22 protein-coding genes and 2 tRNA genes are annotated in these 25,095 nt (G+C 41.8%); 20 read left to right on the forward strand and 4 right to left on the reverse strand.

Going from position 1 to position 25,095, the window contains the following annotated elements:
• The first annotated feature begins 42 nt into the window (after positions 1 to 42).
• The gene (locus G613_RS0104130; protein ID WP_029231456.1) at positions 43 to 357 is read left to right on the forward strand and encodes a hypothetical protein; all 315 of its coding nucleotides are present in this window, start codon (positions 43 to 45) and stop codon (positions 355 to 357) included.
• 120 nt (positions 358 to 477) lie between these two features.
• On the opposite strand, the gene G613_RS0104135 is transcribed toward G613_RS0104130, so the two are convergent.
• The 3 genes from G613_RS0104135 to G613_RS0104145 form a co-directional block, all read right to left on the reverse strand.
• Complete coding sequence (locus G613_RS0104135) at positions 478 to 936, reverse strand: Fur family transcriptional regulator (RefSeq protein WP_029231457.1); 459 nt, start codon at positions 934 to 936, stop codon at positions 478 to 480.
• Positions 937 to 957: 21 nt separating this feature from the next.
• Positions 958 to 1,854, reverse strand: coding sequence for a putative manganese transporter (locus G613_RS0104140; protein ID WP_029674511.1), 897 nt, complete (start codon positions 1,852 to 1,854; stop codon positions 958 to 960).
• Positions 1,855 to 1,958: 104 nt separating this feature from the next.
• Positions 1,959 to 2,029 (reverse strand) — tRNA-Gly (locus tag G613_RS0104145).
• A 164-nt stretch (positions 2,030 to 2,193) separates the two neighbouring features.
• On the opposite strand from G613_RS0104145, the gene sufC reads away from it, so the two are divergent.
• The 6 genes from sufC to G613_RS0104175 all read left to right on the forward strand — a co-directional run bounded on the left by sufC (position 2,194) and on the right by G613_RS0104175 (position 7,910).
• On the forward strand, positions 2,194 to 2,940 hold the full coding sequence (sufC, locus tag G613_RS0104150; protein ID WP_029231459.1) for a Fe-S cluster assembly ATPase SufC: 747 nt from the start codon (positions 2,194 to 2,196) through the stop codon (positions 2,938 to 2,940).
• A 15-nt stretch (positions 2,941 to 2,955) separates the two neighbouring features.
• Positions 2,956 to 4,365 carry a Fe-S cluster assembly protein SufB gene (sufB, locus tag G613_RS0104155; protein WP_029231460.1) on the forward strand — a complete coding sequence of 470 codons (1,410 nt, stop codon included), beginning with the start codon at positions 2,956 to 2,958 and terminating at the stop codon, positions 4,363 to 4,365.
• Between the two features lie 17 nt (positions 4,366 to 4,382).
• Positions 4,383 to 5,558 (forward strand): SufB/SufD family protein, encoded by a 1,176-nt coding sequence (locus G613_RS0104160; protein WP_029231461.1) that lies wholly within the window; start codon positions 4,383 to 4,385, stop codon positions 5,556 to 5,558.
• 59 nt (positions 5,559 to 5,617) lie between these two features.
• Entirely contained in the window at positions 5,618 to 6,838 is a 1,221-nt protein-coding gene (locus G613_RS0104165) for an aminotransferase class V-fold PLP-dependent enzyme (RefSeq protein WP_029231462.1), read from the forward strand.
• The gene (sufU, locus tag G613_RS0104170) at positions 6,828 to 7,277 is read left to right on the forward strand and encodes a Fe-S cluster assembly sulfur transfer protein SufU (RefSeq protein ID WP_029231463.1); all 450 of its coding nucleotides are present in this window, start codon (positions 6,828 to 6,830) and stop codon (positions 7,275 to 7,277) included. The genes G613_RS0104165 and sufU overlap by 11 nt, the downstream gene beginning before the upstream one ends.
• A 66-nt stretch (positions 7,278 to 7,343) precedes the next feature.
• Positions 7,344 to 7,910 carry a M48 family metallopeptidase gene (locus G613_RS0104175; RefSeq protein WP_029231464.1) on the forward strand — a complete coding sequence of 189 codons (567 nt, stop codon included), beginning with the start codon at positions 7,344 to 7,346 and terminating at the stop codon, positions 7,908 to 7,910.
• A gap of 190 nt (positions 7,911 to 8,100) precedes the next feature.
• Here the strand turns inward: G613_RS0104175 and G613_RS0104180 are convergent.
• Positions 8,101 to 8,173 (reverse strand) — tRNA-Lys (locus G613_RS0104180).
• Positions 8,174 to 8,367: 194 nt separating this feature from the next.
• On the opposite strand from G613_RS0104180, the gene G613_RS0104185 reads away from it, so the two are divergent.
• From G613_RS0104185 to G613_RS19805, 13 genes are all read left to right on the forward strand, one after another.
• The gene (locus G613_RS0104185) at positions 8,368 to 9,135 is read left to right on the forward strand and encodes a TatD family hydrolase (RefSeq protein WP_029231465.1); all 768 of its coding nucleotides are present in this window, start codon (positions 8,368 to 8,370) and stop codon (positions 9,133 to 9,135) included.
• Between the two features lie 18 nt (positions 9,136 to 9,153).
• On the forward strand, positions 9,154 to 10,032 hold the full coding sequence (rsmA, locus tag G613_RS0104190; RefSeq protein WP_029231466.1) for a 16S rRNA (adenine(1518)-N(6)/adenine(1519)-N(6))-dimethyltransferase RsmA: 879 nt from the start codon (positions 9,154 to 9,156) through the stop codon (positions 10,030 to 10,032).
• Between the two features lie 38 nt (positions 10,033 to 10,070).
• Positions 10,071 to 12,896, forward strand: coding sequence for a tetratricopeptide repeat protein (locus tag G613_RS0104195; RefSeq protein ID WP_029231467.1), 2,826 nt, complete (start codon positions 10,071 to 10,073; stop codon positions 12,894 to 12,896).
• Between the two features lie 33 nt (positions 12,897 to 12,929).
• Complete coding sequence (gene glgB, locus G613_RS0104200) at positions 12,930 to 14,849, forward strand: 1,4-alpha-glucan branching protein GlgB (protein WP_029231468.1); 1,920 nt, start codon at positions 12,930 to 12,932, stop codon at positions 14,847 to 14,849.
• Positions 14,850 to 14,929: 80 nt separating this feature from the next.
• On the forward strand, positions 14,930 to 17,941 hold the full coding sequence (locus G613_RS0104205; protein WP_029231469.1) for a DUF6240 domain-containing protein: 3,012 nt from the start codon (positions 14,930 to 14,932) through the stop codon (positions 17,939 to 17,941).
• Positions 17,942 to 17,951: 10 nt separating this feature from the next.
• The gene (locus G613_RS0104210) at positions 17,952 to 19,139 is read left to right on the forward strand and encodes a flagellin N-terminal helical domain-containing protein (RefSeq protein WP_029231470.1); all 1,188 of its coding nucleotides are present in this window, start codon (positions 17,952 to 17,954) and stop codon (positions 19,137 to 19,139) included.
• 29 nt (positions 19,140 to 19,168) lie between these two features.
• The gene (locus G613_RS0104215) at positions 19,169 to 19,645 is read left to right on the forward strand and encodes a flagellar export chaperone FliS (protein ID WP_029231471.1); all 477 of its coding nucleotides are present in this window, start codon (positions 19,169 to 19,171) and stop codon (positions 19,643 to 19,645) included.
• A 226-nt stretch (positions 19,646 to 19,871) separates the two neighbouring features.
• Positions 19,872 to 20,336 (forward strand): A24 family peptidase, encoded by a 465-nt coding sequence (locus G613_RS0104220; protein ID WP_029231472.1) that lies wholly within the window; start codon positions 19,872 to 19,874, stop codon positions 20,334 to 20,336.
• Complete coding sequence (locus G613_RS0104225; protein WP_029231473.1) at positions 20,333 to 21,364, forward strand: hypothetical protein; 1,032 nt, start codon at positions 20,333 to 20,335, stop codon at positions 21,362 to 21,364. Before G613_RS0104220 ends, G613_RS0104225 begins: the two co-directional genes overlap by 4 nt.
• A complete protein-coding gene (locus G613_RS0104230) occupies positions 21,348 to 22,595 on the forward strand; it encodes a CpaF family protein (RefSeq protein WP_029231474.1) in 1,248 nt (415 codons plus the stop codon). Before G613_RS0104225 ends, G613_RS0104230 begins: the two co-directional genes overlap by 17 nt.
• A gap of 229 nt (positions 22,596 to 22,824) precedes the next feature.
• Positions 22,825 to 23,295: a type II secretion system F family protein gene (locus G613_RS0104235; RefSeq protein WP_155828027.1), complete on the forward strand. Its 471-nt coding sequence runs from the start codon at positions 22,825 to 22,827 to the stop codon at positions 23,293 to 23,295.
• A gap of 14 nt (positions 23,296 to 23,309) precedes the next feature.
• Positions 23,310 to 24,770 carry a type II secretion system F family protein gene (locus G613_RS0104240; protein WP_029231476.1) on the forward strand — a complete coding sequence of 487 codons (1,461 nt, stop codon included), beginning with the start codon at positions 23,310 to 23,312 and terminating at the stop codon, positions 24,768 to 24,770.
• 58 nt (positions 24,771 to 24,828) lie between these two features.
• Complete coding sequence (locus G613_RS19805; RefSeq protein WP_029674515.1) at positions 24,829 to 25,047, forward strand: Flp1 family type IVb pilin; 219 nt, start codon at positions 24,829 to 24,831, stop codon at positions 25,045 to 25,047.
• Positions 25,048 to 25,095: the final 48 nt, after the last annotated feature.

A 25,095-nucleotide genomic window follows, 5' to 3' on the forward strand; every position in this document is an offset into this window, starting at 1 on the left:
ATAGAATTGCAAAGTATAGGTAAGAAGAGGAGATTATATATTATGAAGAAGAATATCGTAACATTACTTTCAGCATTAACACTTTCTGCAGCAGTACTTGCTGGTTGCGGAGAGGCTACAGTAGAGACAGCAGTTGAGGAGACATCTGTAGAGGCTTCTGTTGAGGCATCTGTAGAGGTTGTAGAAGAGGCTGTTGAGGCTGCTTCAGACGCTTCATCTGTAGAAGAGGCTGTTGAGGCTGCTTCAGATGCTTCATCTGTAGAAGAGGCTGCTGAGGATGCTTCTGCTGAGGCTTCATCAGTAGAGGAGGCAGTTGAGGCTGCTTCAGAAGCTACATCAGAGGCTTCAAACAACTAATTCAATTAGATTTTTTACACCAGGTAATATAACTAGTTAATAATCAATTGCTTTAGTCAGTACATAACGATAAGAGCCATTACATCATATTCGATGTAATGGCTCTTTTTTCATTCTGTATTATGCGTTTTGTGCACAGTCCTTACAGTATCCGTAAACCTCAAGGTTGTGTCCGGTGATCTCAAAGCCTGGAACTGAATGCTCAATCTCATGACTTATCTCGTGGAGAGGGCAGGTTCCAAGCGGAATCTTTTTGTGACATTTAAGGCAAACCGCGTAGTGTTTGTGTTTTCCTGTCTTTAGTTCATAGACAGCATTTTCTTCCGTGGAAAGGTTTGTCTTGGCAATGATACCCGCTTTTTCAAATGCAATAAGGTTTCTATATATAGTAGAAAAGGCATACATTTCAGAAGGATGCTCTTTGTTGAGAAGAGTGTATATTTCTGCAGCAGAGATAGGTTCCTGAGATGAATAAAGTACTTTGAATATGTCAATTCTCTGCTTGGTCTTCTTGACGCCCTCCGGCCAGTTGCGTTCTATAATTTCATCGTAGGATTCCGGGTGTATCTTACAACTCATAGTTATTCTCCATTTTTAAGATTAAATAGTTATTCCCATTAAATCAATAAGAAGTCCGACTACTGTACCGACTAAGAAAAGTAAAAGAGTTATGTTTATGTTCTCTTTTTTATCATCATTTACTCTAAAGAGCACCAGTAATCCAATGCCGGCGCCAACAAGAAGTCCTGACATCATGGTTCCTAAAGTGATCATCTGATCAAGATAAAGCTCCGTGATGATTACAGAAGCTGCACAGTTAGGAATAAGTCCGATAATTCCTGCAAGAATATGGCTTATTACAGGGCTTGTCTTAAGGAGTCTTGCGAGATTCTCAGATCCGATAAGCTCAATGGCCAGATTAAGAAACAGGGATAACACAAGTACAAAAAGGAATATATGCACAGTGTGAACAAGAGCTGACTTAACTATTCCAAGGAAACCTGCGTCTTCCTCATCGTCGCAGTGGCAATGTTCCTTTTCGCAAAGAGCTTCTATACGGACCGGATCATTTGCGGATCTGCTATGGGCTTTGTGGTAAGCATGAACTACAAAGTCGATTACAAAACCGGCAATGATTCCGATAAGAGCCTTGATTGCAAGAATCTGTATCATAGTCATAATAGGAACCTGTTCGGAAATAAAAAGAGGTACCATCTCGTCTGATGTTGACAGATAAATTGCAATAAGTGTACCAAGAGTAATTACTCTGCCGGCATAGAGGTTGGATGCAGCGGCAGAAAATCCACACTGAGGAAATACACCGATAAGTCCGCCCCAAAGAGGTCCAAGATGTTCAGTTTTCTCTACAATGCCTGAAGTAAACTCTGCAGTTTTATGTTCAAGATACTCCATTATTAAATAAGTAATAAATAGGAAGGGAAGTATCTTAAGTGAATCAATCAGAGCGTCAATAACTACGTCTATTATTAGTCCCATTCTGTAGCCTCCTGTGGTGAGAAATAATTAAATGCAAATGCAAATCATTTGCATTTAGAAAAAGCGATAAAAAAATGAGTACCGCTAATGCAAGTACTCTGTAAAGCGGGTGATGGGAATCGAACCCACGTATCCAGCTTGGAAGGCTGGTGTTCTACCATTGAACTACACCCGCATGGTGCTGACAAGAATATATACTACCTATTTTTATATAGTATGTCAAGGGTTTTTGTGATAAACTATCTGTGTTTGTCATTTGACATAGTGTTTTACTGGTGTTAATATAAATCCTACTAAGTTGGTAGGAAATGCTTTTGCATATATGAAAGGAAGCTTTTTATGTCAGAACAGTCTTTATTACAGGTCAAGGATTTATCAGTATCTATAGATAATGAACTGCCTATACTTCATAACATTAATTTGGATATCAAACCGGGAGAGACTCATGTACTCATGGGACCAAACGGTGCCGGTAAGTCAACTCTTGGCTTCACACTTATGGGAAATCCTCACTATAACGTAACAGAGGGTAATATTCTTTTTGCTGGTCAGGATATTACAACTGCTTCATCAGATAAGAGAGCTAAGGCCGGAATGTTCCTTTCTTTCCAGAATCCATATGAAGTTCCGGGTATTTCACTTAGCAGTTTCATAAGAAATGCATATCATGCACAGACAGGTGCACCTGTTAAGCTTCTTGCCTTCCAGAAGTCACTTAAGGCTGCAATGGAGATTCTTTCAATGGATGAGTCTTATGCAGACAGAGATCTTAACGTAGGTTTCTCAGGCGGTGAGAAAAAGAAGGCTGAGATTCTTCAGCTCCTTATGCTTAATCCTAAGTTTGCAATCCTTGATGAGACAGACTCAGGTCTTGACGTTGACGCTGTTCGTACTGTTTCCAAGGGGATCGAAGAGTACCAGAAAAAGAAGGATGGCGCTCTTCTTATCATTACTCACAGCACCAAGATTCTTGAATCTCTTCACGTTGATTACACTCACGTTCTTGTAAAGGGTAACATCGTTCATACCGGCGATGGATCACTTGTTGATGAGATCAACGCAAATGGTTTCGAGAGATTTGTCTGATATTAGAGGGTGAATATGAGCGATAATAAGCAGGTTGTGGCCGATATCGACCGCAGTTTATATGATTTTAAAGATGTAGAGTCAGAAAAAGACTTTTATCGTATGGCAGAGGGTTTGACCGAGGAGACAGTTCTTAAGGTTTCCGAGGAAAAAAATGACCCTGAATGGATGCGAGACTTTAGGCTTAAATGCCTTAAATTATATGAAGAGATCAAGATGCCAAACTGGGGACCTAGTATTGAAGGCCTTGATATGGATAGGATTTCTTCTTATGTAAGACACAAGTCAGATATGAAGGGCAAGTGGGAGGATGTTCCTGAGGATATCAAGAACACCTTCGAAAAGCTTGGTATTCCTCAGGCGGAGAGGGAATCTCTTGCAGGAGTTGGTGCCCAGTATGATTCAGAACTTGTTTATCACAATGTAAAAGATGAAGTAGCAGCCCAGGGTGTTATCTACACTGACCTTGAGAGCGCACTTCATGGTGAATATGCGGATATGATCAAGGAACACTTTATGAAGCTTGTTCCTCCTACAGATCATAAATTTGCTGCTCTTCACGGTGCTGTATGGTCAGGTGGATCTTTCGTATATGTTCCTAAGGGAGTAAAGGTTGAGATTCCGCTTCAGTCATATTTCAGACTTAATGCAGCCGGAGCCGGACAGTTTGAGCACACACTTATTATTGTAGATGAAGGAGCAGATCTTCACTTCATAGAGGGTTGTTCTGCACCTAAATATAACGTTGCCAATCTTCACGCAGGTTGCGTAGAACTATTTGTTGGCAAGAATGCACATCTTCGCTATTCAACAATTGAGAACTGGTCCAAGAATATGTACAACCTCAATACCAAGAGAGCTGTAGTTGAGGAAAATGGCGTAATGGAGTGGGTATCAGGATCTTTTGGATCACATACTTCATACCTGTATCCAATGACTATTCTCAAGGGCGAAGGTTCCAAGATGGAGTTTACAGGAATTACTTTCGCCGGTAAGGGACAGAACCTTGATACCGGAGCCAAGGTAGTTCATGTTGGAGAGAGAACATCTTCTCACATTTCCACCAAGTCCATTTCCAAGGACGGAGGAATCGGTACATACAGAAGTAGCGTAACTATTCAGAAGACTGCCAAAAAGGCTAAGGCTTCAGTTTCTTGTGATTCTCTTATGCTCGACAGTATTTCCAGAGCAGATACTGTTCCTGCCATGGATATTAGAACCAGTGATGCGGATGTAGGACATGAGGCCAAGATTGGAAGAATCAGCGATGAAGCAGTATTCTACCTGATGTCACGTGGTATCAGCGAAGAGGATGCAAAGGCCATGATCGTAAGCGGCTTTGCTAATCCTGTATCCAAAGAGCTTCCGCTTGAGTATGCGGTAGAGATGAATAATCTCATCAAGCTCGAAATGGGCGGACATTGATCGGGAGGTAGCAGAACATGAATACAGATTTGAATATGAAGGTCAATGTACTGCCGGTTTATACCTACAATTTCCTCAAGGTTAATGACAGCAATATTGAGCTTTCAGATATAAGTATTGATACAGTAGAAAGTCCGGCGGCAGCAGAACTTCCACAGGGAGTATCTGTTAAGAGAGGTATCTCTTTTGACGAAGCCGGCGAAGTTTTTAGAGCTAACAAGGATAGAATTCTTGTTACAACCGGTGTTCCCGGAGACCCTAATGGTGATACATCTGCAAGGGATTCTGAGCAGGCTGTTAGAACCGGTATGGGCATAGATGCTGATAAGCTCTTTATTTCAGCAGGAGCAAAGAGTGAAGTTTATACTGTAGAAGAAAATGCCAAGGTTGAGAAACCTGTTGTCATCCGCTTTGATATGAAGGATGGTAAGGGGGTTTTAGCTTCTCAGGTTATACATGCCAAAAAGAATTCTGAAGTTACAATAATCATGGATTATGATTCAGGAGCTGATAAAGAGGCAGCAGGATTTCTCGGAGTTAGTACAAGAATTCTTGCTGAAGAAGGCGCAAAAGTAACTGTTGTTAAGACACAGCTTCTTGGAAGTAGATATCTTCATTTTGATGATCTTGGCGGTGCATGTTTTGAAAAGGGCGCAATAAGGCTTGTTTCTCTTGAGCTTGGCGCACAGAAGGTTTGGAATGGCAGTTATATCAATTTGGCTGAGAAAGAAGCTGATTTTACCAGCGATACAGGATACCTGTGCCGTGGCGAAGATAAGCTTGATATAAACTTCGTAACTGATCACAGAGGCAAGAAGACTAATGCTCTCATGCAGTTCAAGGGTGTTCTTATGGATAAGGCCCAGAAAACCCTTAGATTCACAATTGACTTCAAGAATGGAAGTTCAGGATCTGCAGGAGATGAACAGGAGGATGCGCTTCTTTTAAGTGAAGACGTTATCAACCGTTCTATGCCTATTATCCTTTGCCAGGAAGAGGATGTAGACGGAAGACATGGCGCAACAATCGGTCAGCTTGGCGAGGACCTTCTTTTCTATATGCAGTCCAGAGGAATTGATGAGGAAGAAGCAAAACGTATCATGATCAAGGCAAGACTTGATAGTGTGGCAAGAATTATTCCTGACCCTGAGCTTATGCAGAGGGTTCAGTATTATATCCAGAATATTATCTAAGGATAATCTTACGAACTGCGCAGATAGAGCGCAGTTCTGCTATGTAGATTGGAGACATTATGAGTAAACTCGAGGATTTTCGCAAGGACTTTGATATCTTGAATTCCGGCGATTACGTATATTTTGATAATGCAGCTACATCTCAGAGACCAAGACAGGTCCTTGATGCAGTTACTGAGTTTTATAAGACTGCCAATGCTAATCCTCTTAGAGGTCTTTATGACTGGAGTGTTGCGGCAACAGATGCTTATGAGAATGCCAGAAAAGAAGTCGCAGACTTTATAGGTGCTTCAAGAAGCGAAGAAATCATCTTTACAAGAAACACCACAGAATCTCTTAATCTTGTGGCATATAGCTATGGAATGGAAAATGTTCATGAAGGCGATGAGATTGTCGTAACAGTCATGGAGCATCACAGTAATCTTCTTCCATGGCAGATGGTAGCCAGGAAAAATGGAGCGAAGCTTGTATTCCTGGAGCCTGATGAAGAGGGCGTAATCAGTAAAGAGGAATATGAATCCAAGATTACAGATAAGACCAAAATTGTAGCTGTAGGACATGTTTCCAATGTTATGGGCATAACCAATCCGGTAAAAGAGATTGCGGCTTATGCACATTACAAGGGAGCCATTGTTGTTGTTGACGGAGCTCAGTCAACACCCCATATGCCTGTTGATGTACAGGCTATCGGAGCAGATTTCTTTGCACTTTCCGGTCACAAGATGCTGGCACCTATGGGCATTGGAGCTCTTTACGGCAGATATGAACTTCTGGAAAAAATGCAGCCATTTTTAACCGGCGGCGAAATGATAGAGTATGTTACAAGAACTGATGCAACCTATGCTGAGATCCCTCACAAATTTGAAGCTGGAACAGTTAATGCAGGAGATGCAGTAGGTCTTGCGGCAGCAATTAAGTATCTTAAAAACGTAGGATTTGATACAATAGAAGAGCAGGAACAAAAGCTTACAAAGCTTCTTATGGAAGGCTTGGAGAAACTTCCTTATATCAAGGTGTTTGGTTCCAAGGATTATAGGAAGCACTGCGGAATTGTGACTTTCACCATGGAGGGTGTACATCCTCATGATATGGCATCTGTCCTCAATGATGATCATGTATGCATTAGAGCAGGACATCATTGTGCTCAGCCACTTATGCAGTTTATTGGGGCAGGATCTACCGCAAGGGTCAGTGTGTATTTTTACAATACAGAAGAGGAAGTTAAGACATTCCTGAAGAAGCTATCCAAGGTAAGAGAGGTTATGGGATATGGAGCTTAAGCAGTTATATCGCGAAATAGTTAATGAACACAATCTTCATCCGGTTCACAAGGGCAAGATGGAGAACGCGGATCTTGTACTTAGAGGAGTAAATCCAAGCTGTGGTGATGATATTACTCTTTATTTGAAGCTTGAAGGAGAAGCAATTTCAGAAGCTTCATATGACGGCAGCGGATGCGCAATTTCACAGGCATCTGTAGATATGATGGTAGACCAGATTATCGGCAAAAAGAAGGACGAGGCAATTAAGCTTGCCGAAACCTTTATGGGTATGATCAAGGGAGAGATTACCGATGAGGAGAGCATTGAGGCTCTTGACGAAGCTGCAGCTCTTCAGGATGTAGCTCATATGCCTGCAAGAGTTAAATGTGCAGTACTTGGCTGGCATACAATGCAGGAAATGCTGGAGCATCCCGAGAAGGCAGTGCCTGAAAACTAAATTGGCGATTAGAAATGGGAGAGTATCGAAGGATGCTCTCCCTTAAGTGTATAAAGGGGTATTTATTTGAATATAGAGCTGATAAGAAGTAACAGAAGGACATTATGCATAGAAGTATCTGCTGACTGCAGAGTAATAGTAAGAGCACCGATGCATATGCCTGAAAAGGAAATAAACAGGTTTATTGGGGAAAAAGCCGACTGGATAGATGCGCATCTTAGGAAAATGGAAAAACGCAGAAAAGAGAAAGAAAATGCTAATATCCAGGGGGATGAGAAAAAGCCGCTAAACGAGCAGGATATAAAGCTTCTGATAACAAGGGCCAAAAGGACTATTCCATCAAAAGTCAGGAAGTATGCGCAGCAGATCGGAGTGACTTACGGACGTATCACTATAAGGATGCAAAAGAGTAGGTGGGGAAGTTGTTCGGGGCAGGGAAATTTGAATTTTAACTGCCTTCTGATGAATGCTCCGGATGAAATAATAGATTATGTGGTTGTTCATGAACTTTGTCATAGAAAAGAGATGAATCATTCGCCGAGATTCTGGGCACTTGTTGAGGAGGTAATTCCAGATTATAAAGAAAAACGAAAGTGGTTGAAAGATCATGGATCGGAATTGATTTTAAAGTGAACCATGCCGACAGACTCGGAACAAAGTTCCTCGTTGTCGCGGCGTTCGCCGTATGAATAATAATAAAAAGGTATCAGTTTGTGAGCAAGCTCCCACTGATACCTTTTATTATTATTCGCATGGTTCACTTTTACGCGCAAAAGAAAAGTACCATCCCCATGGGATATACCCACGAAAACAGTACTCGGCGTGCACCGCCAGGGTCTCGAACCCTGGACAACCTGATTAAGAGTCAGGTGCTCTACCAACTGAGCTAGCGGTGCATTTCGTATTCAACTTGGCGTTGCCATGTCTTAACGACAAGTGATATCTTACTACGTAAATTATATTAATGCAAGCACTTTTTTTAAATTTTTTTAAGTTTTTTTAAGAATGCAGTATTTATGCGGTTTTCAGGACGAAAATTTTGTGGTAAATTAGAATGATGATATGGATTTTTTAAAAAAGGAATAGAAAAATGATTTTTGATACTCATGCTCATTATGATGATGAGCAATTTGATATAGACAGAGAAGAGTTAATTGCCTCTTTTAAGGAGGCTGGAATAGGAAATGTTACCAATATAGGAGCAAATCTTGCGGGGTCACAAAGGTCCATGGATCTTGCTCATAAATATGATTTCTTTTATGCGGCTGTTGGAGTACATCCAAGTGATACGGAAGAATTAAATGAGGAAAACATTAAGGCTTTATATGAATGGAGCAGGGATGAGAAGTGCGTGGCTATCGGAGAGATAGGTCTTGATTACCATTGGCCGGATCCGACACCTGAGGTGCAAAAGAAATGGTTTGTTCGACAGCTGCAAATAGCAAGGAAAGTTAAGCTTCCTGTTATTATCCATTCCAGGGAAGCTGCGGCAGATACGCTTCAGATAATGCATGACGAGCATGCTGAGGATATTGGCGGAGTTGTTCACTGTTTTTCCTACTCCAAGGAAGTGGCTAAACAGTGTGTAGATATGGGTTTTTATATTGGTATTGGCGGTGTGCTGACCTTTAAAAACGGCAGGAAGATGGTAGAGGTTGTCGAAAATACTCCTATGGACAGAATTCTTCTTGAGACGGATTGTCCCTACCTGGCTCCCGAACCCTACAGAGGTAAAAGAAACAACTCAACCTATTTGCCCTATGTTGTAACCAAGATGGCGCAGATCAAGGGCATTAGTGAGGAAGAAGTAATAAGAATCACAACGGAAAATGCTAAACGTATGTATAGGATTAGCTGACTAAATATTGGAGGTAATATGGCGTACTTAGGAAATGCGGCCAGAACAAAAGAAGTTCTTGCAAAATATGGCATGAGTGCCAAAAAGAAATTCGGACAGAACTTTTTGATAGATAGCGGTGTCCTTGATGGAATCGTGAGCGCAGCCGGAGTTACAGATAAGGACTGTGTTTTGGAAATTGGACCGGGAATCGGAAGTCTTACCCAGTATCTGGCAGAGGCAGCGGGCAAGGTTGTGGCAGTAGAAATTGACAAGACCCTGATACCTGTTCTTGCTGATACTTTATCTGAATATGATAACGTTACGGTTATCAATGAAGATGTCCTTAAAGTAGATATAGATGAGATTGTAAGGAAATATAATGGTGGCAAGCCGATTAAGGTTGTTGCCAATCTGCCATATTACATTACAACTCCTATTATCATGAAGCTTTTTGAAAGCGGTGCTCCGATAGAGAGCATAACTGTAATGGTTCAAAAAGAGGTTGCAGATAGAATGGCCATGGGACCCGGGAACAAGGACTATGGATCTCTTTCACTGGCAGTTGGATTTTATGCTTCCGCAGAAGAGGTTATGGATGTTCCGCCAAGCAGCTTTATCCCGCAGCCGGGAGTAGGCTCAGCTGTTGTAAAGCTCACAAGGTACAGCGAACCTGCAGTTAAAGTTCAGGATGAGAAGTACATGTTTGAAGTGATCAGGACCTCTTTTAACCAGAGAAGAAAAACACTTTCCAATTCACTGTCAAATAACCCTGCTCTCAGGGTTTCAAGACAGCAGGTCACTGATGCTTTAGTTGAAATGGGGATTGACGAAAAAGCCAGGGGCGAAATTCTTAGTTTAGAGCAGTTTGCGAGGCTTTCTGATATTTTACAAAGAAGTAGCGCTATGATAAACTAATTTTGTATGTAATTTGGGTACCAAAGAGGAAAAAAGTTTTGGATAAAGTGGAGTATAAAATCAGGGCGGATGAGATTAAGGCTCTGATCGGGGAAGGCAGATATGCCGAAGCAGTGAAAATTGCTGATACTATAGACTGGAAGCGCGTCAAGAGCGTATCAATGCTCTGTACTATCAGTGACTTATATAAGATCAATCGTCGTTTTGAAGAGAGTAGAGATGTCCTTCTGATGGCTTATGACAAGCATCCTACAGGAAGACCGATCGTTTATTCTCTGTGCGAGCTTGCCATTAAGATGGGCGAATTTGTTCAGGCGGTTGAATATTACAAAGAATTTGTCAGAATCGCGCCTAGAGATACAGGCCGATATATCTTACAGTACAAGCTCTACGAGGCACAGGAAGTAAGCCTTGAAGAGCGTATTGCTGTCCTTGAAGAATTCAAAAAACATGATTATAGGGAAAGATGGGCATATGAGTTGGCTTACCTTTATCACAGGGTAGGTCTTACTACTGAGTGCGTAGAAGAGTGCGACGAAATGTTCCTTTGGTTCGGTGAGGGCAAGTATGTTATGAAAGCCCTTGAACTTAAGGCACTTCATGAGCCTCTTTCTCCGGAGCAGCAGGACAGATACAACAGGTATAAGAGTAAAAATGGCATCATCACAGAGAATGCCAATATCCCTGCATCTAATGTGGCTGTTAATGCAGAGACTGTAAATAATCCTGCTCCTTCAGTAGCATATGTACAGGAGAGCAAGCAGCCTACCAAGGAAATGCCACCTGTAACCGACGAGGATATCAAGGAATATACCATGTCCAGAAACGCGGTACAGGAGCCTGTTCAAGACACTGTGGTTTACGGAGAGCCTTTGACAGGAATGGTAGACCAGACAGCCCAGGAACCACCTCAGGATACAGTGATTTATGAGCCAGCTATGCCTAAGGATGAAATCACATATCCTCATATTAACGAGATTAAGGAACCCTCTGTAGATGTAAGTGACTATAACACTATGAACCTGCAGGAAACATTGGCAGAAGGGTTAAAAGAGATATATGCATCTGAAAGTGATGTTGAAGAGCCTAAGCAGCCAACAGGTGAGATGCAGGAAATCTTTTTTGATACACAGACAGTTGATATCCCAACTGCACCACAGATGGGCATTGACATCAAGTATGGCGGAAACGGACCTATTCTTGGAGAGGCCAAGGAATATCAGGAGATAGCTTCTGACCTTGATACAGGTGATATTGAGGTTCCGGATGAGGCGCAGGAAATTCCTGCAGCACCTGTTTATGAGGAAAAGCCCCTTGAGGACGAGGTGCCGGGAGCTGTAATTCATCCGAATGCAAGCTATCAGATGCCTACTCATTTTGAGAATATTCTGGCTCAGGAATCAGATGGCCAGATCAGTATGGCAGTTCAGCCGGAGCCTGAGGTCGAGAAACAGATCACAGGTCAGATCAGTATTGAAGAGTACCTTGGAAACTGGGAGAAATTCAAGCAGGATCAGAAAGAGAAACAGTTCGCTGCAGTTAAAAAGAGAGTTGCAGACGAAACCGGAAATATGTTTGCCGACTATGACGAGCAGGCCAAGGAAGGTCTTCAGGAAAAGATAGAAAAAGCTATTTCCGAAGCCCTTAAGAAAGAACAGTATGACAAAGCCTCCGGAAGAGGTGACTGGTCAGTCAATAAAGAAGATGTAATTAATGCCGCAGTTGATGAAGTAATGGATGAAGCTGAGGCAAAAGAGATAGAAGTTTCAGATTCTGCAGAGCTTGATAAGATTCCAGAGGAGCTTCCAGAGGAAGTTGATGCCGACACGGAAACTGTAGAGCAGGAGCTTGCAGCCAGCAGAGAAGCAGAACCGGAGTCCGAAGATCAAGAAGAGGAGCCTGTAGAAGAGCCTTCAGAAGAAGCTAAGGAGCAGCCAACAGTAGCTCCTGATTCAGAGGAAGCTGATCCGGAGGATGAGGATTCAGAGGATGAAGAAGAGTCTGAAACCAAAGCACAGGCCGAGGAAAAGCCACAGCCTCAGAAAAAGGAAAGCAAAAAGCCAGCGCCTGAGACCGGCAAGAAGCACCTTGGAAACAGAGAAATCGAAGAGCGTGTCAGAACAATGACACCTGAGGAAAAAGAGCTCTTTGGACCATATATCCATCATAAGAAATCAAGAAGACAGATCATCAACGCTATTGATAATCTGAGTATGGATGCATTTACCGGAAATGCAATTGTAACCGGTGAAGAGGGGGCAGGCACAGTTAATCTTGCCAAGGGACTTATCAAGGCAGTTCAGGCATCCGATTCCAACTTTAGTGGTAAGGTTGCCAAGATTACAGCTAACACTCTCAACAAAAAGAGCACAAGCAGCATTTTTGATAAGCTTGCAAACGGCGCACTTATCATTCAGAGAGCCGCTGATCTTACTCAGGAGACAGTTAATGAGCTTCTTCGTATTCTTCAGGAAGAAAACAAGGGACTTATCCTTGTAATGGAAGATACCAAGGAGGACATGGATAGATTCCTTGATAAGAATCCATCTCTCAAGCAGAGCTTTAACGTAAGGGTGGATATTGAAGCTCTTGATGATGATTCTCTTGTAGCATATGCGAGACAGTACGCATATGAAAAGGAATATGCAATAGATAACCTTGGAATTCTTGCTCTTCACACTAGAATTTCAGAAAGACAGACTCTTGACCATGAAGTTACGGTTGCAGAGGTCAAGGATATCGTCGATGATGCGATTTATTATGCTGAGAAGCGTTCACTTTCGCATTTTGTTGATGTCATTGTCAACAAGAGATACGACGAGAACGATATGGTTATCTTAAGAGAAAAAGACTTTATGCATTAAGAATAAGTAACATATAACATGAGGGGGTTATGTATGAGTCAAAAGGTTTTTATATCTGAGGACGACGAATACTTATTTGGGCAGGGAACTCATTACGATATTTATGATAAATTAGGTGCTCACCCATCTGAAGAGAAGGGCAAAAAAGGCTTCTTTTTTGCAGTGTGGGCTCCAAATGCAGCTGATGTTCATGTTGTAGGTGATTTCAATGGATGGGACGAGAATGCCCATCAGATGCAGCGCACCAAGACAGGCAACATTTGGACAATCTTCATTCCCGGAGTAGGAATTGGTGAGCTTTACAAATATCTTATTACTACTCAGGATGGCAGAAAGCTTTATAAAGCTGATCCATATGCTAACTTTGCTGAGCTTCGCCCGGGAAATGCGTCAAGAACAACTGATCTTTCAGGATTTAAGTGGTCAGATTCAAAGTGGTATGAGGGACTTAAAGGCAAGGATATGAATCGCCAGCCAATAGCCATCTATGAATGCCAGATTGGTTCCTGGATGAAGCATCCCGACGGAACTGAGGACGGGTTTTATACCTACAGACAGTTCGCAGATAGAATTGTTGAATATCTCAAGGAAATGAAATATACACATATCGAGCTTATCGGTATTGCGGAGCATCCTTTTGACGGATCCTGGGGATATCAGGTAACTGGTTATTATGCACCTACTGCAAGGTATGGTGAGCCTACAGATTTCATGTATCTTGTCAATAAGCTCCACAAGCATGGCATTGGTGTTATTCTTGACTGGGTTCCTGCGCACTTCTGTCCTGATGAATTTGGTCTTGCCTGCTTTGACGGAACATGTATCTATGAAGATCCGGACCCACGTAAAGGAGAGCATCCTGATTGGGGAACCAAGATCTTTAACCTGGCTAAGCCTGAAGTTAAGAACTTCCTCATTGCAAATGCACTTTATTGGATCCGCAAGTTCCATATTGATGGCCTTAGAGTAGATGCTGTTGCTTCAATGCTTTATCTCGACTATGGCAAAAAAGATGGACAGTGGGTTCCAAATAAATATGGCGATAACAAGAACCTGGATGCAATTGAGTTCTTCAAGCACTTCAATAGTGTTGTAAGAGGAACATATCCTAACGTACTTACAATTGCTGAGGAGTCTACTGCATGGCCTAAGGTTACAGCTGCTCCTGAAGAGGATGGTCTTGGATTTGCATTCAAGTGGAATATGGGATGGATGCATGACTTCTGTGAATATATGAAGCTTGATCCATACTTTAGACAGGGTGCTCATTACATGATGACCTTTGCAATGAGCTACAATGATTCAGAGAATTATATCCTGCCTCTTTCCCACGATGAGGTTGTGCATCTTAAGTGTTCTATGGTTGAGAAGATGCCAGGATATCAGGTTGATAAATACGCTAATCTGCGTGTTGGCTATACTTATATGTTCGGTCACTCCGGTAAAAAGCTGTTGTTCATGGGTCAGGACTTTGGACAGGAGCGCGAGTGGAGTGAGAAGAGAGAGCTTGACTGGTTCCTTCTGGAAAATGATCTCAACAGAGGCATGAAGGACTATGTGGGTAAACTCCTAGAACTTTACAGAAAATATCCTGCTCTTTATGAAGTAGATAATGACTGGGGCGGCTTTGAATGGATAAACGCCGATGACAAGGAACGCAGCATTTACAGCTTCTATAGAAGAGCAATTAACGGTAAGGATAACATTTTGTTTGTCCTTAACATGACACCTATGGAGAGAAAGGGCTTCAAGGTAGGTGTTCCTTTTGAAGGAACTTACACCAAACTTCTTGATAGTGCTCTTGAGTGCTACGGAGGAATGGGAAGCGGAGTTCCTGACAAGATCAAGGCTGTTAAGGGACTTTGTGATTACAAGGATTACAGTATTGAATTTGATCTGCCACCATACGGAGCAGAGGTATTCCTCTTCCAGCAGAAGAAAACAAAGAATTAAAGAATTTTGAAACTAAGCCGAAATAAATGGTGATGAAGGAAGTATATTCTTTCATCACCATTATTTTTGTGAGGTAAAAGATGAATATTACTTTTCAGGCAATTACCGGTCAGAGGAAGGATGAAAGCCTAGATACCCTTAAGATGGATCCTAAGGAGACTTTTTCTTTCAAGACTGGGAAGTCAAGCTCTAGTATTACAGATCCTGTAAGTATACAGCTTGATGCAAGCATTTTCAGTAATGATGCATATTCCTGTCAGGCCAAAAGCGCTGCAGATGTAAGCGATATGGCTAACAACACGGACGTTTTGACACAGCATAACTATATGGCTCTTTTATCAAATACCATGTCAGGGGAAGACTATGCCAAAGCCCTTGAGGAAGGATTTGATATTAAAAATACAGATACTGCAGAAACTGTAACTATCCTTGATAAGATCAAGAGTGTTCTTCTGGAGTCCGGACAAGAAATTGTTGGCTTTAATGATGACATCAGTCTTGATAAACTCGCCAGGATTACAGGCAGTATGTCTTTTGCAAATGAGCTTCAACAGAGCTTTCATGAAAACGACATCCCAGTAACTTATGAAAATAGCAAGGCAGCAGGCGTTGCATTTAGCGAAGTCTCTGATATTCAGGGGCTTGATGATGCTGCGGTTAAATATCTTGTTCTTAATAACATGCGCCCATCCATTGAGAATGTTTATTTTGCTTCTCATAGTACCAATGGACAGAACGTTTCCGGAAGAGGCTTTTATGCGCAGGATGCAGGGGGCTACTATGCTCAGAAGGCTGAAAGCTACGATTGGGAGCAGCTAGATGGCCAGATCGATAAGATAATTGAAGAGGCGGGGCTTGATAAGGAAGACAGTAATGTCAGAGAAGAAGCCCGATGGACAATACAGCAGGGCATTCCTCTGACAACAGAGACGCTTAAGAGAGTTCATACGATAAAAGAAATTTCTTTTCCTATAACAGAGAAGCTTGGAGCTAAGGCAATTGCTGCGGCTATAGCAGATGGAAGAAAGGCGGCTCAGGCTGATCTTTCTGATCCAAGAAGTATCTACGTGAAGGCGCTGGATATAAAGAATGATACCCATCTTTTGGAATCCAGAATGCAGCTGGAAGAAGTTAGACTTCGCATGACTACTGAGGCTAACAGGCAGCTTCTTGACAGTGGTTTCTCCATCGACACAGCGCCAATGGAGCAGTTCATAGAAAGAATAAAGAATATACTTGGTCAGGTTTCGGATGAAGTTGCAGGTTCTGCCGTTGATGAGATTACAGAAGTTACACCTCAGAATCAGGCTTTACTTATAAGTGCCACAATAAACCGGGTTAGTATTATTCAAAATGGCCCTATTGATGTTACCGGAGCCATGATAGATACCATAGAAACCGCCTCTCTGACTCAGATCAGTGCTGTGTCCAAGGACTTAACGCTTCAATATGAGAAGGCGGCGAAAGGCTACGAGCCACTTATGACAGCTCCAAGAGCAGACCTTGGCGACAATATTAAAAAGGCATTTCAGAATGTTGATGAAATTCTTAAGGATCTTGGACAGGAGCTCACTGAAGAGAATAGAAGGGCTGTACGAGTTCTTGGCTACAACAGCATGGAGATGAACCAGGAGAATTTTGAGAAGGTCAGAGCTTTTGACCAGATGCTGAAGACAACTCTTGAGAGGCTCAAGCCCGGTGCGGTTCTTGATATTATCAGAGAGGGCAAGAATCCTCTTTCCATGACAATAGATGAGATTTCCCAGAACCTGGATAAGAATTTCATGGGGGATGGTGACAGTTCAGGAAAAGGCCGTTCAAAGTCTGATGAGAAATATTCCAAATTCCTATACAAGCTTGAGCATCAAAAGGGCATTACCGAAGATGAGAAGGAATCCTTTATTGGAATATACAGATTGTTCCATACCCTTAAGGCAGAAGATTACAGAGCCATTGGCTCAGTTCTTAAGACAGGGGCCGAGATGACTTTAAAAAATCTTTTGATGGCCACAAGAACAGGGCATACATCCAAAAAGGGAATCGATTATGTGGTTGATGATGACTTTGGTGGTGTTGAGGCTGCTTCGAGTTCATCATCTAAATTAAAAATTGATGAACAAATCAGTTTGGCCTTCAGATATCACAGTGCTAAGGCCGATATAGTATATGAGAATCTTGAGCCCGAAAAACTTCTAAAGGCTAAACCTACAGAGAATACTCTTTTACCAAAACTTGCAGAAGATCTGCAAAATGCTGGGGTAGATGAGAATCTTGAAAGGGAATATGCTTCGGAAGTTGTCAGGCAGATAAGAGAAGTTGCCCAGGTCAAGGTTGGTGATAATGCGTTTGAAGAGCTTAAGAGTCTTCAGCTGGAAGCCAACTTTAATAATCTGGAAGCAATGATCTCAAATAGAAGGGACCGGAAGACAGGTAGTATATGGCGTAGGACAGAAGAGCTGTTAAAAGAGATGGCCACCAAAGAGCAGGATATGCTGGTGGACGCTCTTGGTGAGCCAAAGTACGAGGACATATACCAAAAAAGTCTTCAGAACATTTCAGACAGCCTTGAAGAACTGCTAATGGATGAGAAGGATACCTATATTGATGTAAAGGCAATCAATCTCATGCAAAGAAGACTATCTGTAATGAGCCAGGGCTCAGAGAGGGGTTCCTTCGAAGTACCTGTCTACTTAGACGGGCAAAAGATTTCCATGCACATTACTCTTAAGAACGACGAAAGCATGGATTCACGGATGGAAGCCAGTGTTCAAACCTATGAATATGGTCTGATAACAGCCAGTCTATCAGAAAAGAATGGCGTTGTAAGTGGAATGATCACCACAAATTATGACCAGAATACAGAGGAAGTTGAATATCTGGAAAGCGTTAGATCTAAAATGTGCGTCAAATTGGCTGAGAAACTAAAGGAATCTGGCGTAAGTCAGGAAAACATAGCAATCCTTTACCATGCGCAGACACAGCCTATCTCAGTAGGACCAGCTAATGCAAATGCCACGGATGGCAATCAAAAGAAATTAACAGACACTAGTACGCTACTGTCTATGGCAAAAGCATTTATAGAGGCTCTCTAAGGAGGTAGAAATGAAAGTAAATTATAATGTGTCAGCGATGATCGCCAATAACGCGCTTCAGAGAAATGATACTCTTTTATCAGATTCACTGGAGAGATTATCCAGCGGTCTCAAGATCGCTAATGCCAAGGATAATCCTTCAGGTCTTGCCATGTCGAGAAGAATGAATTCCCAAATTGAAGGATTAGGAGTTGCAGGTGATACCTCCAATGACGCAATCTCTATTGTTCAGGTTGCGGACGGTTCCCTGTCAGAGATACAGGATATTCTCCAGAGAATGAACCAGCTTGCTGTTCAGGCAAGTAACGGAACTCTGACAGATTCGGACAGAGAGGCTATCCAGGAAGAGGTTACTCTTTTAAAGCAAGAAGTTGATAGAATGGCAAGTACTACTCAGTTTAATGGACAGAGTATTCTCGATGGTTCTTTTGATCTGAAGGGATATGCTACGATCGGAGATACCTTCTCCGGTTCCAAGACTGATGCATCGGTGAGGGTTGTGAATTACTCGGATGTAGTAGAAGCTGGAGTATACAAGATTTCAGGCATCGATGTTTCTTATATGCATGTGACAGGAACAACCGGTGTGGATAAGAAGGGTATCTTCTTTGAGAATGGCAGTGACCAGACTATCAAGATAGAGAAGTTGAATGAGGATGGCTCTTATTCACCGTATTTGAACAACGGAATGATTGCCACAATCAATGAAGATGTTCTGACTCTCAGTGACAGCACAGGTAAAAAGATTGATATTCAGATAGACAGAGCCCTCAGCGATACAGTATTTGTTGACCTTACTGCAAGCGGAGCAATGACAATGCAGGTTGGAGCCAATGAGGGACAGACACTGGATATTAGAATTCCAAAGGTTAATCTTACAACTCTTGGAATCTACAATCTGGATATGGCCAATCCTGTAGGTGCGCTGGAGGCTATCGAGGATATTAAGGGAGCTCTTTCAAGCATCAGTGCTATCCGAAGCAGACTTGGATCATATCAGAACAGACTGGAGCATACTTCAAACAGTATTGATATCACAGTAGAGAACATGACAGCAGCTTATTCCAGAATTATGGATGTAGATATGGCTGAGGAGATGACAGTATATTCAACTCAGCAGGTTCTTTCACAGGCAGGAATTTCAATGATGGCCCAGGCAAATGAGAGACCATCACAGGTATTGCAGCTTTTGCAGTGAAGAAATTGATCTTTTAGAGAGGACATGCCATGACTCAGGAAAAGAAACAGGAATATACCCTTAGAATAACCCAGGCCAATAAAACCCAGATGATCACTATACTCTATGAGATGGTCATTGATTATATTTGCGATGCAAAAGCCGCTATGACTCTTGCGCAGTATGATATCGCGGATAGGAACCTTGGTTATGCCCAGAATGTGGTAGATGAACTGATCCGATCGGTAAACAGAAAATATGAACTGGGAAGACTTCTTCATAGGCTTTATATCTTTTCCAAAAAGGAGCTTACTGCAGCTGGGGTTCAAAAGAGCGTTAACAGGCTTAGCAAAGTAGAGCAGAATTTCAGAGCTCTTCATGCAGCATATAAAGAAATCGAGAATGAGGATACCAGTGCTCCGACTATGGGAAATATCCAGACAGTCTATGCCGGGTTGACCTACGGAAAATACAGCCTGAATGAGGAAGTTGCATCCTCTTCCTACAACCGGGGATTTATGGCTTAAGAAAATCTTAAGACTATTAATTTTGCATCCGAATTTTATATCATTAAGAATCAATAATAACGAAATTGCAAAGAGCGGATAGAACATATTTCAATATGATTTATGTTCAAAGCCGCTCTTTTTCTGTGATTTTCTAAGTTTATAAAGTGTTCGATTGCAATCGAACAAAAAATTAATTATGCACTTTGATGATGGTAAATGAGGGGGTTTACAAAGCTTTTTTTACATGCTAAATTCTTTAATCGCGAGCTCGACAAAAGAAAAACGAAAGGAGTGGAGAAAGATAAAAGCGGTTTTACTCTTGTTTTTGACGGGAGCGGTTATTACTGATCTGTGCAAGGACAAGATATATAATGTTTGGGTGATACCCGGAATGATCACCGGACTTCTTATGGCGTTTTGCAGCGAACCGGGAAGGTTGTCTGAAGCGCTCATGACGGTGGTTGTCACGTTTTTGGTGCTCATGCCGGTATACTTTTTAAAGGGTATTGCGGCGGGCGATGTAAAACTATTATTGTCTACAGCATCTTTTTTATCATTTCAGGAATGTTATTCCTGTATCTTATATTCTTTCCTGATTGCAGGAGCAATTTCACTTGTAATTATCATTTTTAAGAGAGAAAAGAAAACCTTGCATTTTGCAGTTCCAGTCCTTATTAGCACCATTTTGGTCATGGGAGGAATTGTATGAACAGATATAAACTGGCTATTTGCGATGAAGACGAGATATATTGCAGAAGGCTTGATGAGTACCTTAGAGGAAATCTTGGACTTGGGTTTGAAATCTTTTCTTTTACCAGTTTTGAAATTATGGAAAAATTTCTGGAAAAAACAAAGGTATCTCTTTTGATGATTGCTGAAAGTGCGCTGGAAGGGATCGATGATCTTAGATTATCCGGAAATATCAAGAATGTTCTTGTGCTTGATGAGGGACTTGGCGGAAGCAACAGGGTATCGGAAGATGGTGCTTTTTTAGTAAACAAAAGATACATTAACAAATACCAGCCGGCGTCCCTTATAGTGAATGATATTGTGGGCTTTTGCACAGAGGAATCAGAAGACTTCACAGGATTAGGTCTTCAGTCATCTTCGGGAAAAGGCAGAGTAATAGGCTTATATTCACCTCTTTCAAAATGTGGACAGACAACGCTGGCAGTGAATATTGCAGAGAGACTTGCCCGGGAAGGCAAAGTGGTTTTTCTTAGCTTCGAGAGTTTTTCGACGCTTCCGCAGATGCTGGATATTTCCAGCAATGAGGACATCAATGATCTTATGTATTATGCAGAACTTGAGAGGGATAAATTCGGCCTTTATCTTGAAAAGATCAAAAAGACAAGAAACGGCGTTGATTACATAATGCCCGCCAAGACTGCGATGCAGATAAAGGAGATAGGTCTTTCGAAAGTAAGTAATCTGTATAAGCTCTTGGCAGCAGAATGCGGCTATGACTACATTGTGGTTGATCTGACCCAGTACCCGGATGACTTTTTCGAAATAGCAGCTCTTAGCTACAGGCTTATAGCCATAACAAGGGCTCATGCATCAGACCTGTATAAGTTAAAGCTTTTTGAGGAAGTTTTGATGCAAAGTGGGTTGGAAGAAGTTAGGGAAAAGCTTGTTAAATGTCAGGTACCTGACATACGGGACAAAAAGGCTTATGAGGATTATGTCAGAGATCTTTTGGAGAGTGAGGGGATAACCGGTGGATCAGAAGTTTGAGGCTCTGAAGAGAAACATCCGGCAGCAGATAATCAGTTCCATTGATTATTCCAAGGACATATCCGATGAAGAGATGTATGAACTTGTGGACCAAAAGCTTTCCGAGAACCTTCGACATGCATTTATTTCGGTGGAAGACAGGAAAAGACTTCGTATGCAGGTCTTTAATTCCATAAGGAAGCTGGATATTTTGCAGCAACTGGTGGATGACCCCGGTGTTACGGAAATCATGGTCAACGGCACAGACAATATTTTCATTGAAAGAAATGGAGCTTTGTCCAGATTTAACGGAAAGTTCGAATCAAGAGAAAAGCTTGAAGACGTGGTGCAGCAGATAGTTGCGTCCTGTAACCGAGTAGTAAACCAGTCCCAGCCCATTGTTGATGCAAGGCTTTCCAACGGAAGCCGAGTAAATATAGTACTTGATCCGGTGGCTTTAAACGGCCCTATTATTACGATCAGAAGATTTCCGGATAAGCCGATTGACATCGGAAGGCTTATCGGACTGGATTCAATATCGCCGTATCTGTGCGATTATCTAAGAATTCTTGTAAAGGCAGGCTACAATATCTTTATTTCAGGAGGTACCGGTTCCGGTAAAACCACCTTTCTAAATGCTTTGTCAGATTTTATTCCCAAGGATTTAAGAGTTTTGACAATTGAGGACTCGGCTGAATTGCAGATTATGGGCGTCCCAAACCTTGTAAGACTGGAAGCAAGAAATGCCAATGTTGAGGGGTGCGAGCCCATCACTATCAGGGACTTGATCAAGTCTTCACTCAGAATGCGTCCTGACTGGGTAATAGTTGGAGAAGTCAGGGGCGGTGAGTGCGTAGATATGCTACAGGCTATGAATACTGGTCACATGTCAATGTCAACGGGACATGCCAATAGCGCTTACGATATGCTCTATAGACTAGAGACCATGAGCCTTATGGGAATGGGAGAACTTCCGCTTGCGGCAGTGAGGGGACAAATTGCTGCCGGAATAGACATTATTGTCCATCTTGGAAGGCTCAGAGACAGATCCAGAAAGGTTTTAGAAATCTGTGAGGTGGAAAAAGAACTGGACATTAGCGGAAAAATCAAGCTGAATCCTTTGTTTAGATTTTGTGAAGATACAGGAAACAAGGGAGAGCGAATAAAAGGAGAGTGGAAAAAGGTTGGTGAACTCAAAAACACTGAAAAACTCGTGGCAGCAGGTCTTACAATTCCGGCCAAGGAAAAGTGATCTGGTTTATCTGTTCCAGGGGATGGCCATTGCCACTATGTTCGGAAGGCTATTCTTTGATTCATGGATTGCTGTGGGGATAGTATCTCCTATCTCGATTGTTTGGACTTTATTACAAAGGAAAAACGAGAGTGTTAAGAGATGCAGGCAGATAGGGATTCAATTTAAAGATGCGATATTTTCGGTGCTTACAAGCTTAAAGGCCGGATATTCAATAGAGAATTCCTTTTTGGAAGCAAGGAAAGACATGGATATTTTGTATGGAAAAAATAGCGATATATCTTTTTACCTGTCCAAGATAAGTAAGGGCCTTAGAAACAGCGTACCTTTGGAAAAGCTGATCTTTGGTATGGGAAAAGAAACCGGCAACACGGACATTCAGGATTTTGCCCTGGTTTTTGCCGTGGCCAAAAGAAGCGGCGGTAACATGACGGAGATTATTGACAGAACAATTGGCGTTATATCCGGAAAACTTGAGGTTGAAAAAGAAATAGATGTACTTATAAGTGCCAAGAGGCTTGAAGCAAGGATAATGAACATGGTACCTTTCTTTATTATTTTTTATATCAGTGTCACCAGCCCGGGCTTTTTTGATTCGTTGTATCACAACTTCCTTGGGATAATTCTGATGAGCGTCTGCATGGCAATCTACTGTGTGTCTTATGTTCTTTCCGAGAAAATCGTCAACATTACAATTTGAGGAGGGATTTTGAATTGATAGTTTTGGCTTATTTGATAATCCCTATTACTGTTTGCGTGCTTGTTTTTTTGTCAAAAGATATTAAGCTTGATCAGGACGTTTCGGAAAGCGGTATTTCAAGGCTCTTTTACAGAATTTCTCTTTTCATATACCGGATTCTTAGATCTAAAAGGACAATTGTTAATTCTCAAAAAGTAAGAGCAAGCCTTGCGACCCTTAACAGAGAAACCAATGCGGACAAGCTTGAAGAAAATTACTATGCGCAGAAGATCAGCATTGTTTTGCTTCTTTCTATTTGTGGTAGCTTTCTGGCAATTCTGCTTCACTTATCAACAATCTATGGGGGAAATATCCGGGACGGCAAGTTTATTGACAGGAAAGAGCCGGGGGACGGAGCTTTGGCGCTTAATATTGTTGCCAGTAATGAGGATGGAGAAGCACTGGGGGAGTTCAATATAACAATTGATGAAATGACCTACACCAAGAAAGAGGCAGATGAGCTTTTTGAAAAAGCTGCTTCGGAATTGGAGAATCTGATACTTGGACAGAACGAATCCCTGGAAAAAGTAACCGGAGATCTTAATCTTGTTCAGAAGATTGATGGTTATCCCTTTGAAATATCCTGGAAGGTGGACAATCTTGATGTTTGCAAATATGACGGTGAAATTGACTTTGATTTTGTGCCCAAGGAGGGAGTAATCGTGACTCTTGCAGCGTCGTTTAAATATAACGATGACAGGTGGGAGCAGGTGCTATATGCAAATGTTATTCCAAGGCAGTTGTCTCCGGCAGAAATTGTACAAAAGGAAATTCGGGATCTTATTGAAGAAAGCAATGAGAAAAGTAGATACGAGGCACAGATGGAACTGCCGGGAAAATATAAAGAAGAGACGGTCCTTTGGAAGGAAAAAGAGGAGGACAACAGCCTTTTACTTATGCTTCTTATGATAGTAACCGGCGGAATCTGCTTTGTTCTTAAAGACAAGGAGCTGGCCGGAAAGATAGAGGATAGAAACAAGGGGCTATTGCGGGATTATCCCTCACTTGTCTCACAGATGGTTCTCTATCTTGGCGCCGGCATGACCATGAGAAATATTTTTGGAAAGTTATCTGAGAATTACGTCGCCAAGCTAAAGGCAGGACAGGAAAAGAGCTTCGCCTACGAGGAGATACTTAGGACAACAAGGCAGCTTGCTGCGGGTAAATCTGAGGGTGATGCCTATGAGGAGTTCGGGTATAGATGCGGTGGGCAGCAGTATACAAGACTTAGTACTTTGCTATCGCAAAACTTGCGAAAAGGTAACAGTGAGCTTCTTAAGCTTCTTAATGAGGAGGCAAGAAAGGCTCAGGAAGACAGGCTGGACAGAGCAAGAAAAGCGGGAGAAGAAGCCGGCACTAAGTTGCTTCTTCCAATGATACTAATGCTGCTTATTGTAATGATAATCATTATGATTCCGGCATACATGACTTTCTGACACATCAAAGTGGCAGAAAAAGACAATTCAAATGTGTTTGATAGAGAGGAAATGAAAAATGAAAGAATTACAGATTAGAACTAAGAATTTAGGAAAAAGAATTACAGAAGGAGTTAAGGCCTTTTGGAAGGATGAGTCCGGAATGGGTACAGTGGAGGTTATCCTTATTATCGTTGTTTTGATTGGACTTGTTATTGTCTTTAAAAAGCAGATTTCAGGAATCGTAGAAGACATCTTTAAGACAATTAGGGAAGAAACTCGTGAGATCACAAACTAAAGGATATATCACAGTTTTTTTATCCCTGTCCTTAATGATAATACTATC

Source organism: Butyrivibrio sp. VCB2006 (assembly GCF_000420945.1).
Taxonomy (GTDB): Bacteria; Bacillota; Clostridia; order Lachnospirales; family Lachnospiraceae; genus Butyrivibrio.